Raw genomic sequence first — 10,529 nt, forward strand, 5'->3', positions numbered from 1 at the left:
AACTTGGCGGGATCTATATGCGCCAAAATGTCAAATTAATGGCCGGAGGCGCGACCACTACATCGATTGCGAGCCCGCCAGCAGATCCGCGATCCGGATCGGGAAGCGCCGCACGCGCGTGCCGGTGGCGTGCCAGATCGCGTTGCCGATGGCGCCGACGGTGCCGGTGATCCCGATTTCGCCGACGCCCTTGATGCCGAGCGGATTCACATGCGGATCGTCTTCGTGGACGGTGATCACGTCGAGGCCCGCCACGTCGGCGTTGACCGGGATGTGGTAGCCCGCGAAGTCCGCATTCACGATCCGGCCGGTGCGGCGGTCGTGGCGAGCCTCTTCATGCAGCGCGAAGGACAGGCCCCAGATCATTCCGCCCATCAACTGGCTCGTCGCGAGGCGTGGGTTGATGATGCGGCCCGCGGCGAAGGCGCCCACGAGTCGGGTGACGCGGATCTGGAAGAGCGCGGGATCGATCTTCACCTCGGCGAAGACCGCGCCGTGCGAATACATCGCATGGCGTTCCGCGGCCTCGGGCGGGCGGGCGGCGCTGCCGGCGCCCTGGACTGCCGCGCCGCCGGCGCGGGCAATGATCTCGACATAGCTTTCGCTGCGGCTGTCATCGTCGCGGGCGAAGAGCCGGCCGTCGCGCGCGACGACGCCGGCATTGGCGCCGAAAAGCGGCGAGGCGGGATCGGCCACGGCGATCTCTCCGAGCCGGCGGACGGCATCGCTGCCAGCGGCATGAAGCGCGCCGCCCGCGGTGGCCGTGTGCCCCGAGCCGCCGGCGATGCCGCCATCGGGAAGGTCGGAAGCGCCCGCGCGAAACTCGATCTTTTCGAGTGGCAGGCCGAGGCCGTCGGCGGCGATCTGCGCGAGCGCGGTCCAGGCGCCCTGGCCCATGTCGGCCGCCGCCGTCTCGACAAGGCCGGTACCATCGGGGCGCAGCGTGGCGCGTGCCTCCGCCGCGAACATCGGCGCGTGGAACAGCGCGGTGCCCATGCCCCAGCCGACGAGCAGGCCGCGATCGTCGGTCATCTGGCGCGGCGCGAGCGGCCGGCCGGCCCAGCCGAATCGCTCGGCGCCCTGCCGGTAGCATTCGCGCAGAGCCTTCGAGGAATAGGGCCGGCCGGTGCCCGGCTCGGCGTCGGCATAGTTGCGCAGCCTGAATTCCAGCGGGTCGAGTCCCACCGCCTCGGCCATCTCGTCCAGCGCGCATTCGAGCGCCGCCGAACCGGATGCGATGCCGGGGGCGCGCATCGGCCCCGGTGTGCCGATATCGGCGCGCACGGCGTATTGCGTCGAGCGCAGGGCCTCCGTGGCATAGAGCCCCAGGGACGCGTCCGCCGCACCTTCGATGAAATCGTCGAAGGTGGAGGTGACGGCGAGCGATTCGTGGTCGAGCGCGGTCATGCGGCCGTCATCGTCGGTGCCGATGCGCAGGCGCTGGCGCGTGGCGCCGCGATGGCCGACCGGGCCGAACATCTGCTCACGCCGCAGCATCAGCTTGACGGGCCGGCGAAGCGCGCGCGCCGCCAGGATGGCGAGTAACGCCGGCCCGTTGATCACCGCTTTCGAGCCGAAGCCGCCGCCCAGATAGGGGCTGCGAATCGTCACGTTTTCCGCAGGGATGCCGAAATAGTAGCCATAGGCCCCGCGCGACATCACGATGGCCTGGCTCGGCACGTCCAGCGCCAGTTGGTCGCCGTCCCAGGTGGCGACGATGGCGTGGGTCTCCATGGCGTTATGGTATTGCGCCGGAGTTTCATAGGTCAGGTCGACCGCGTGGCGGGCTGCCGCGTGGCCTGCGGCGACATCGCCGAAAACGGTTTCCGCCGGCCTACCGAAATTGCCGGACTCCGGCTTGTACGGGGCATCGCCGTCAAGCCCGAGGCGCGGCGGCAGGGCTTCGTAGTGCGGCACCACGAGACGGGCGGCTTCGGTGGCGGCCTCGACCGTCTCCGCCACGACCAGTGCGATCGGCTGGTTGGCATAGCGGATCTCGGCGCTTTGCAGCACCTCGGTGCGGAAGGCGAACAGGAAGGGTTTCGCGTCCGGATCGCCGGCCAGCGCCGGGCGGTTTTCCGGCGTGAACACCTCGACCACGCCGGGATGGGCCCTGGCCGCCCCGGTGTCGAGGCGGATGACGCGCCCGCGCGCGATGGTGGCCGGCACATAGACGGCGTGGAGCAGGCCGTCCGGGTGATTGTCGGCAGCGAAAGTGGCGGCGCCGGTGACCTTGGCGATGCCGTCGCGGCGGGTGACGGACTGGCCGGCGTTCGAGCCGAAGCGGATGGAAGTCTCAGACATGAGCGAGGTCTCCGAAGGGCGAGGCAGGCAGCGCCGGCATCCGGGCGGGCGTGCCCGCGGCGGCGAGCGCCAGAGCCCGGGCCGCGGTGCGACGGGCGAGTTCGATCTTGTGGGCATTCGCCCCCGACGGGGTGGCGCCGGAAAGCGCCACGGCGGCGGCGCGGGCGAAGAGTTCGGGCGCCGGGGCGGCGCCGGCCAGCATCGCCTCCGCCTCGCGGCTGCGCCAGGGTTTCGCGGCGACAGCACCGAGCGCGAGCCTGGCCTCGGCGATCCGGCCGCGATCAAGACGCAGCGCCGCGGCGGCCGAGACCAGCGCGAAGGCGAACGAGGTGCGCTCGCGCAGCTTGAGATAGCGCGCATGGGCGCGGAAGGCGGACGCGGCGGCGGGCAGGCGCAGGGCGACGATGAGTTCACCCGGCCCAAGCGCGGTCGCGCGTTCGGGGGAATCGCCCGGCAGCCGATGAAGCTCGGCGAAGGGGATCTCGCGCGCTCCCGCCGGGCCGGTGGTTTCGACCACGGCATCGAGCGCGGCAAGGGGAACGCAGAAATCCGACGCGCTGGTGGCGATGCAGGCTTCGCTCCAGCCCATGACCGCGAGGGCGGCGTTGTCGCCGTCCCGCGCATCGCATCCGCTGCCGGGCGCACGGCGGTTGCAGGCACTCAGCGGGTCCTGGAAATAGGCGCAGCGCGGGTGCTGCAGCAGGTTGCCGCCCACGGTCGCGGCGTTGCGCAACTGGCCCGAAGCTCCCGAGAGCAGCGCCTCGGCGACCATCGGGAACTGCGCGGCGAAGGTAATGTCATGGGCGAGATCGGCATTCCGCACCAGCGCGCCGACCCGGACACTGCCGTCCTCCAGCGTCTCGATCGCGTCGAGGTCGGGCAGGCGGGCGAGGTCGATCAGCTTGCCCGGCCGCAGCGCGCCGGTCTTCATCAGATCGACCAGGTTGGTCCCGCCGGCGAGATACGCCGCGCCCGGTTCCCAGGCGCCGAGGGCTTCATCGAGCGTGGCGGGGCGGAGATAGGCGAAAGGGGTCATGCGGCGTCTCCTGCGCTGGTATCCGCCATGCGTCTCGCGGCGTCCTGCACGGCCTCGGTGATGCCGTGATAAGCGCCGCAGCGGCATAGATTGCCGCTCATTCCCTCGCGGATGCGCTCCGGGTCGTCGCCGGCATGACCCTCGGTGATCAGGCCGAGCGCGCTCATGATCTGCCCTGGCGTGCAATAGCCGCACTGGAACCCGTCATGCTCGATGAACGCCGCCTGCACCGGATGAAGGCGGCCGCCTTCCGTGAGACCCTCGATGGTCGTGATCTCGGCGCCATCGAGCGTGACGGCCAGCACGAGGCAGGAATTGATCCGCCGCCCATCGACCAGCACGGTGCAGGCGCCGCACTGGCCGCGGTCACATCCCTTCTTGGTGCCGGGGAGCGCCATCCGCTCGCGCAGGAGGTCGAGCAGCGTGATGCGCGGGTCATCGAGCGTCAGGTCGCGGCAGATGCCGTTGAGCGTGAGGTGTATCGGGTGGAGCATGGAGTCTCCGATCATTCGGGATGTTTATGGATCGACGGGCGCGCTGGCGCGGTGCAAAGGTGCCCGAAAGGTGCGTTGAGCGGCGAAGCCGGATCCGTCGGCCGCTTTCGACAATATACGGAGCATGCCTCCGTTTAGCAATGGGAGAGTTCGGCACGATGCAGATCGCCGGTCGCAAGCCAAGATCGGATGCGCAGCGCAACCGCGAGCGACTCGTCGCGGCGGCAAAGGAGATACTGGGGCAGGGCGGTCCGGAGGCGAGCCTTGAAGCGGTCGCGCGGCGTGCGGGCCTCGGCATCGGCACGCTCTACCGCCATTTCGCGACGCGCGAGTCGCTGTTCCTGGCGGTCTACGCCAGCGAGGTTGCACAGGCGACGGAGACGGCCACCGAACTGGAATCAGCCGGCGACGGGCTGGAGGCGCTGCGGGCGTGGATTCACGGAATGGTCGGGCTGGTCGAGACCAAGCGAGGCCTGATCGGCGCGTTGTCGATGGCGATGACGGAGGAGGCGAGGGCACGGTATTCCGAGGTGTCCGCGCCGCTGATCGTCGCGATGGAGCGCCTCGTGGCGCGGGCCCAGGCGGACGGCTCGGTGCGGGCGGATGTCACCACGCAGGAGATCATGTCGACGGTGTTCGCTCTGTGTTACGCGCGCCAGCCCGATCCGGGCTGGAAAGTCCAGGTGCTCCGTATCATCGATATCTTCGTCGACGGGCTGCGGCCTCCGATGGCGCGCGGCGGCTGATCGCCAGCGAGCCTGCCGGCCGGATGCGCGAGATGATCGCGTCTTGTCCGGCGTGCATGAGAGTCCCCAGATATCGTGCGGATCTTGGCGTGATGCCCTGAGCCGGTTGAGGACAACGAGAAAGACGAAACCATGATACCCAGAGAACCGGTCTTCCTTTTCGACCTTGATGGGACGTTGGTCGACAGCGTTTACCAGCATGTCCTGGCCTGGAAGGACGCGCTCGATGCCGAGGATATCGACCTTGCCGTCTGGCGCATCCATCGGAAGATTGGCATGAGCGGCGGACTCTTCACGAACCAGCTCCTCCGCGAGACCGGGCTGGAGATCAGCCCGGAACGCATCGAGCGCCTCCGTCGGGGCCATGCCGAATCATATCGTCGTTACGGGAAACGGATTCGTCCTCTCCCGGGTGCGAGGGCTCTTCTCGATCATCTCACCGGGTCCGGCGTGCCCTGGGCGATCGCGACCAGCGGGCGAATGGAGACGGCCGCGGTCAATCTCGAGGCGCTGCAGGTGGACCCCGAGCAGGCGGCGGTGATCACGCGCGATCAGGTGAACCACGCAAAACCGAACCCGGATCTCTTTCTCGCCGCGGCGGAGCGGCTCGGCGCGGCGATCGAAACGGCGGTCGTGGTGGGCGACAGCATTTGGGACATGCTCGCGGCGGCGCGCTGCAAGGCCCTGGGAGTCGGGTTGCTGAGCGGGGGGTATGGCGCCCATGAGCTGCGGGAGGCTGGCGCGATCAGGGTCTACGAGGATCCCGCCGATCTGCTGCGCCATATCGACGAGATCGGTGGCCGCCGGTGACATCCGTGCCTGACCGGCCCCGACCCGCCGGATTGTGCCCGTCCCATGATCCTCACTGAAGGCGGCGTTCCGGAGAACGAACCCGGTTCGACGGTGAGGCTACACGATGGGCGGGCGCTCGGGTATCTCGATGTCGGTGCGGCGGAAGGTCCACCGGTCTTTCATTTCCACGGGCACGGTTCTTCGCGGCTGGAGGCCCTCGTGCTGGCCGACGCGGCGCGGTCGGCCGGCCTTCGTATCCTCGCATTCGACCGTCCCGGTATCGGACGCTCCGCCCCCCGACCGGGCGACAGGCTTCTCGATTGGCCGGCGGATATTCTGGAGGCGGCCGATCTTCTCGGAATCGGCCGGTTCGCGGTGCAGGGCATGTCGGCCGGAGGGCCTTATGCGCTCGCCTGCGCGAGGGCTTGCCCCGCCCGCATCACGGTGTGCTCGCTGGTCAGCGCCATGCCGCCGCCGGCGATCGCGCGTCGCTCAGGGCCGCTGAAGCGACGGCTCGCCTGGTGGATCGCGTCTCTGTTCCCGCGCTATCTGCGGAGCCGGCTCAGGCAGTTTCGACCGGACGGCATTCCGACGAGGGAGATGATCAATGCCCGGCTCATGCGCATGGCGCACTGGCTGGGCGGCGAGGATCTGGCCCTGATGCGAAACCCGGCCATGCTTGACCTGATGGCGCGGACGATGACCGAGACAGCCTTGCAGGGCGGCGCCGCGAACCGCACCGAGATCGAACGGCTGGCCCGGCCCTGGGGATTCAGGATCGGAGACGTGCCCGTGCCGGTCCTGCTGTGGCATGGCGGCCAGGATCGGATCCTGCCGGTTGAAGCGGCACGCCTCATGGCTGGGCGGCTCAGGCAATGCGCCGCCACCTATTATGACGGGGAGGGGCATTTCTCGGTTCTGGTGAACCGGTCGCACGATCTGATGTGCGCGTTGAGGGCGCACGCGAGATAGGCTCGCCGGCACCTTGGCGAGCGTTGCGATCGGGCGGAAAGGACGTCGTCAGACGAGGGGCGCGCGGCTCACCGGTCCGCGACCCGGATTCCGTCCTGGCGCATCACTCGCCGGGAGGTTCCGATGGCGGCCGCGATCTGCGCCTTCGAGGCATGCGCCGCGCCGGCGCCGAGCTTCACCTTGCCATCCGGCTCCGGGATGGTGATCGGCTCGACCAGAACCCGCGTCACGCCTTCCCGGATCATGCCGAGGCGGATCGCGACCTCCGGACTGACATCGAGCATGCGGCTTTCGACATTCGGCCCCCGGTCGGCGACCGTGACGGTCGTGCTCGTGCCGTTGGACAGGTTGACGACCTTGGCAACCGTGCCGAGCGGCAGCGTCTTGCTGGCGGCCATCGGCGCGTGCGGATTGAAGCGCTGGCCATCGGCGGTGCGCCGGCCGGCAAAACGGCGGGCGTAATAGGAGGCCTTGCCGGTCTCGTTGCGTCCCGAGAGATCGAGCGGCGGGCGGAGAACGGCCGGCACCGCGACGGGAGGCATCGTACTCAGCCGTTTTGCGACGGTCAGCGCGGGAAGTGCCTGCGGAGGCGGTTCGGCAGGCGGCGGCATGGCGAGACTGGCCTGCGGCGCCTTGGCGGCGCATGCGGCAAGCCCTGCCGTGCAGAGAATGATCGCGCCCATCCTGAGCCATGCTCCGGACCGACGCTCGACCGCGACATTCTGCTCTCCCGACTCAAGGGCGCATCTTGGTGATGTGTCCATGGGCAGAGGTTATGAGGAAGATGCATGGCCGAAATGTGGCAGGGTTTGGGCGGGCGGAAACGTCGGCGTCCGGGCGGCGCGTGTTCAGCGCGAGGGCGGCGTATGTCCGACCGCGCCTTGGACCAGGAGATGCCGAAGCCGGAACCCATGGCTGGCGGAGAGACGTTCACCCACGCGCAGCCGGTGGCATTGGCAGACCGCCGCCTCGTAGCACAGAAGACAGGATGGCTTCGCCGAGGCCAGTTCCGCGGCCTCCGCCAGCGCGAACGCAGCTTCCGGCGTAGCCAGACGGTCGTCGACAATGCGCCAGAACTCGTCCCACCGCCGCCGACGATTGGCCTCGCGCCCCGCTGCCGGCGTGCCCAACGCCCGCAGGTGATGGTAGCCGATTCCAGCCGCATCGAGACCGGCGGCGAGTTGTCGCTTCGAAAAACCCGCGCGCCGCGAGAGAGGCAGGTCCCTGACATCGATCACCTGGCGAACGCCGGCTTCGCGCAGGCACCGCACGAAATCATCAAAGCCGCATTTTTCGTAGCCGATCGTGGCCAGTTCATCGGTGTCCATGGGCGGAGTATAGACACCGGCGCGGCGAAGTCGAACGCCGAGCCCGGTCACCCGCGATCACGGAAACTGCCCAAGCCCGCCAGCCGCCGGCGGCGGTTGCAAAACCGGAGTTGCCACCGGATATGTGCGGCGACGGGCTATCTTTCAGGACTGCCGGACGTGAGCGAAAGGCCGATTTCACAAGTGCGATCGGGGCGCGGCGGCGCCTGCTGCCCTCGGCGGAGGACGATCTGACATGGGACGCATCATCTGGCTCGCCTCCTATCCGAAATCCGGCAACACCTGGCTGCGGGCTTTCCTGCAGAACTATATCCTCGATGAGGGCCGGCCGCAGGACATCAATCGGCTGACCCTGCTTTCGACCGGCGAGAGCGGAGCATCGCTCTACCGGCCTTTCATGGCCGAACCGGATGCGACGCTGTCGGCCGAGGCGGCCGCCCGCCTGCGTCCCGCCGTTCACCGCGCGATCGCCGGCGCCGACCCGCAGCGGGTCTTCGTCAAGACGCACAATGCCAATGTCGACCATGCGGGCACGCCGCTCGTGACGGCCGGGGTCACCGATCGCGCGATCTATCTGGTGCGGGATCCGCGCGATGTCGCGGTTTCCTATGCGCATCACCTCGGCGTCGGCCATGACGCATTGATTGATCTGATGACGGACGATCGCGCGGTGTCGGGAGACAACGTCCACAAGGTGACCGAATTCGTCGGCTCCTGGAACCGGCATGTGGAGTCATGGACCGCGCACCCCGCCTGGCCGACAATGGTGTTGCGCTATGAAGATCTGCTCGCCGATCCGGCCGATGGTTTTGGCGACGTGATCCGCTTTCTTGGCGCGGAGCCCGATCCCCCCCGCCTTGCCCGCGCGATCCGACACAGTGCGTTCGACGTCCTCGCCGCACAGGAACGTGAACGGGGTTTTGTCGAACGGCCGGGGGCGGCTGCGCTCTTCTTCCGCAATGGGCGCGCCGGACAGTGGCGCGACGTGCTGTCGGATCGGCAGAGCCGCGCGGTGGAGCACGCCCAGGCGCCCCAGATGCGCCGCTTCGCCTATCTCTGAACAAGGTCGGGGCAGCGCTCCTCGCCAACCCGCGCAGGAGAGCTCCGGCATCACTTTGGGCTTTCTGCGTCGATGAAATCGGATCATGGTGCGCAATCAGGCAACTTGTTCCATTTGCCCAACCGGAGACCCATGCGGGAGATTCTTGTGCTCGCGGATGCGATCCTTGCGGTGCACGTGATCGTCATCCTGTTCAATGTAACGGGGTTGGTCGTGATCCCTGTCGGTGCGCGCCTCGGCTGGCGGGTCATTCGCGTTGCGTGGCTCCGGCTGCTTCATCTTGCTCTTCTCGCGGTGGTTGCCGGCCAGGCGGTGGCAGGCCGTGCCTGCATCCTGACCATCTGGCAGCAGGATCTGGCGGGCGGCGCCGGGACCGTGCACCCGCTGATCATGCAATGGGTCGATCGGCTGATCTATTGGAACCTGCCAATGTGGTTCTTTCAGATCCTCTACTGCGCCGTTTTTCTCTACGTTGTGGCGCTGACCGTCTATGTGCCGTTCTGGGGAACGGCGACGCGAAACCGGTAGATCACCTTGCGAGCCGACCGGTGTGGGGGCCATCGGGGCTGACCTGCCGGTCGTTTGCAGAGGGTTGGTCTACCGCATCCTCGAACGAAACGAGATGGTTTCGCCATCAACGGCAAACCGGCCGAAGCCGCGATGATGGAGTGTTCGCGCGTTCCGGCGTGCCGGGTCGATCCACCCCTTGATGACCTCGAGCACGAACATGTCGTAGCGTCTGACCAGACGCATATCGATGCCGCGGCATTCGAGGTTGACGAAGCATTCGGCGATCAGCGGCGCGGTCACGAGCCGGGCCGGCCTTGCCGTCAGACCGAATCGCGCAAACTTGTCGACGTCACGGCCGGAACAGTTGCCGATGCCGACCACCGTCGAAGCCAGTTCCGCCGCTGGAATGGCGATGACACATTCTCCCGTCCTGCGCAGGGCGGCAAAGCTGTAATCGCCCTCGCCGACAATGCAAGCGATCAGCGGCGGTTCGAACTCCACCATCATATGCCAGGACATCGTCATCACATTGAGGTGCCCCCGCTCTGCTGTGGTGAGCAGAACGACGGGCCCGGGCTCGATGAATTGGTAGACCCTGGCGAGCGGAAGATCCCTCATCGCCATACCTTTCCACGGCTTCAGCGCGGCGTGGTCATGCCGTATGCCCGCAAATGAGCCTCGAACATCTCGGGCGGCAATGATTTGCGTCAACCAGGTGCGACATCTTCATGCCAGCGTACCGGACGCGCGGTGCCGGGGCTGCGGGCGAAGCGCACCGGCGATCATTCCGGAGGCCTCCTGGCCAGCCGTGATCGTTCGTCGCAGCTTCAGAAATCCTCCCAATCGCCGGCATCGGCGCCTTCGAGGTGCCGCTTAGGGGCGGCAATGGGGGCCGGCTTTGCCGCGGGCCGCGGCGGCGTTACCGGCAGTCTGCCCGGTGAGGCGGGGGCCGGCGATGTGCCCAGATCGAACCGCCCGATCAGCTGGGTAAGCTGCTCGGCTTCCTGAACGAGGCTGTGGCTGGCAGCCGTTGATTCCTCGACCATGGCCGCGTTCTGCTGCGTTGCCTGATCCATCTGGCTGACGGCGGTATTCACCTGCACCAGCCCGGTCGACTGCTCCTGCGCCGAGGCGGCGATCTTCGCAACGGAGTCGTTGAGTTCGGCGATCTGGCGGACGATCCGTTCGAGAGCCTTGCCCGTCTCGTCGACAAGGTCCACGCCCGCGACAACCTGCTGGTTGGAGGCGGAAATCAGTGTCTTGATCTCTTTCGCGGCATCGGCCGAG

Annotated in this window: 12 protein-coding genes; 5 read left to right on the top strand and 7 right to left on the bottom strand. The window is 67.8% G+C overall.

The features are described from left to right. Nucleotides 1-57: 57 nt before the first annotated feature. From APM_RS04300 to APM_RS04310, 3 genes are read right to left on the bottom strand one after another with little or no spacing between them, the layout of a single operon-like run. The gene (locus tag APM_RS04300) at nt 58-2,304 is read right to left on the bottom strand and encodes a xanthine dehydrogenase family protein molybdopterin-binding subunit (protein WP_007422127.1); all 2,247 of its coding nucleotides are present in this window, start codon (nt 2,302-2,304) and stop codon (nt 58-60) included. Further along, a complete protein-coding gene (locus APM_RS04305) occupies nt 2,297-3,340 on the bottom strand; it encodes a xanthine dehydrogenase family protein subunit M (RefSeq protein WP_007422128.1) in 1,044 nt (347 codons plus the stop codon). The genes APM_RS04300 and APM_RS04305 overlap by 8 nt, the downstream gene beginning before the upstream one ends. Then, entirely contained in the window at nt 3,337-3,834 is a 498-nt protein-coding gene (locus APM_RS04310) for a (2Fe-2S)-binding protein (RefSeq protein ID WP_007422129.1), read from the bottom strand. Before APM_RS04310 ends, APM_RS04305 begins: the two co-directional genes overlap by 4 nt. A 158-nt stretch (nt 3,835-3,992) precedes the next feature. On the opposite strand from APM_RS04310, the gene APM_RS04315 reads away from it, so the two are divergent. From APM_RS04315 to APM_RS04325, 3 genes are all read left to right on the top strand, one after another. Beyond that, nucleotides 3,993-4,580 carry a TetR/AcrR family transcriptional regulator gene (locus tag APM_RS04315; RefSeq protein ID WP_241763101.1) on the top strand — a complete coding sequence of 196 codons (588 nt, stop codon included), beginning with the start codon at nt 3,993-3,995 and terminating at the stop codon, nt 4,578-4,580. Between the two features lie 132 nt (nt 4,581-4,712). Continuing rightward, the gene (locus tag APM_RS04320; RefSeq protein WP_007422131.1) at nt 4,713-5,390 is read left to right on the top strand and encodes an HAD family hydrolase; all 678 of its coding nucleotides are present in this window, start codon (nt 4,713-4,715) and stop codon (nt 5,388-5,390) included. Between the two features lie 45 nt (nt 5,391-5,435). Continuing rightward, complete coding sequence (locus APM_RS04325) at nt 5,436-6,344, top strand: alpha/beta fold hydrolase (RefSeq protein WP_007422132.1); 909 nt, start codon at nt 5,436-5,438, stop codon at nt 6,342-6,344. A gap of 68 nt (nt 6,345-6,412) precedes the next feature. On the opposite strand, the gene APM_RS04330 is transcribed toward APM_RS04325, so the two are convergent. Next, nucleotides 6,413-7,027, bottom strand: a complete 615-nt coding sequence (locus APM_RS04330) for a septal ring lytic transglycosylase RlpA family protein (RefSeq protein WP_007422133.1) — start codon at nt 7,025-7,027, stop codon at nt 6,413-6,415. A gap of 165 nt (nt 7,028-7,192) precedes the next feature. Continuing rightward, on the bottom strand, nt 7,193-7,672 hold the full coding sequence (locus tag APM_RS04335) for a DUF488 family protein (protein ID WP_007422134.1): 480 nt from the start codon (nt 7,670-7,672) through the stop codon (nt 7,193-7,195). Between the two features lie 235 nt (nt 7,673-7,907). Between APM_RS04335 and APM_RS04340 the strand changes: the two genes are divergently transcribed. Further along, nucleotides 7,908-8,732, top strand: a complete 825-nt coding sequence (locus tag APM_RS04340; protein WP_007422135.1) for a sulfotransferase domain-containing protein — start codon at nt 7,908-7,910, stop codon at nt 8,730-8,732. 72 nt (nt 8,733-8,804) lie between these two features. Next, nucleotides 8,805-9,260 carry a DUF2784 domain-containing protein gene (locus tag APM_RS04345; RefSeq protein WP_241763102.1) on the top strand — a complete coding sequence of 152 codons (456 nt, stop codon included), beginning with the start codon at nt 8,805-8,807 and terminating at the stop codon, nt 9,258-9,260. Between the two features lie 69 nt (nt 9,261-9,329). Here APM_RS04345 and APM_RS04350 read toward each other — a convergent pair whose 3' ends face one another. Beyond that, the gene (locus tag APM_RS04350; RefSeq protein ID WP_011941579.1) at nt 9,330-9,860 is read right to left on the bottom strand and encodes a flavin reductase family protein; all 531 of its coding nucleotides are present in this window, start codon (nt 9,858-9,860) and stop codon (nt 9,330-9,332) included. 209 nt (nt 9,861-10,069) lie between these two features. Beyond that, nucleotides 10,070-10,529: methyl-accepting chemotaxis protein (locus tag APM_RS04355; RefSeq protein ID WP_007422138.1), on the bottom strand; the 460-nt coding region annotated here is incomplete at its 5' end.

This window comes from Acidiphilium sp. PM (assembly GCF_000219295.1).
GTDB lineage: Bacteria > Pseudomonadota > Alphaproteobacteria > Acetobacterales > Acetobacteraceae > Acidiphilium > Acidiphilium multivorum.

Bases quoted from the DNA above. Each gene is read 5' to 3' on its own strand.
- APM_RS04300 (WP_007422127.1), bottom strand. From the start codon at position 2,304: ATGTCTGAGACTTCCATCCGCTTCGGCTCGAACGCCGGCCAGTCCGTC.
- APM_RS04305 (WP_007422128.1), bottom strand. From the start codon at position 3,340: ATGACCCCTTTCGCCTATCTCCGCCCCGCCACGCTCGATGAAGCCCTC.
- APM_RS04310 (WP_007422129.1), bottom strand. From the start codon at position 3,834: ATGCTCCACCCGATACACCTCACGCTCAACGGCATCTGCCGCGACCTG.
- APM_RS04315 (WP_241763101.1), top strand. From the start codon at position 3,993: ATGCAGATCGCCGGTCGCAAGCCAAGATCGGATGCGCAGCGCAACCGC.
- APM_RS04320 (WP_007422131.1), top strand. From the start codon at position 4,713: ATGATACCCAGAGAACCGGTCTTCCTTTTCGACCTTGATGGGACGTTG.
- APM_RS04325 (WP_007422132.1), top strand. From the start codon at position 5,436: ATGATCCTCACTGAAGGCGGCGTTCCGGAGAACGAACCCGGTTCGACG.
- APM_RS04330 (WP_007422133.1), bottom strand. From the start codon at position 7,027: ATGGGCGCGATCATTCTCTGCACGGCAGGGCTTGCCGCATGCGCCGCC.
- APM_RS04335 (WP_007422134.1), bottom strand. From the start codon at position 7,672: ATGGACACCGATGAACTGGCCACGATCGGCTACGAAAAATGCGGCTTT.
- APM_RS04340 (WP_007422135.1), top strand. From the start codon at position 7,908: ATGGGACGCATCATCTGGCTCGCCTCCTATCCGAAATCCGGCAACACC.
- APM_RS04345 (WP_241763102.1), top strand. From the start codon at position 8,805: ATGAAATCGGATCATGGTGCGCAATCAGGCAACTTGTTCCATTTGCCC.
- APM_RS04350 (WP_011941579.1), bottom strand. From the start codon at position 9,860: ATGAGGGATCTTCCGCTCGCCAGGGTCTACCAATTCATCGAGCCCGGG.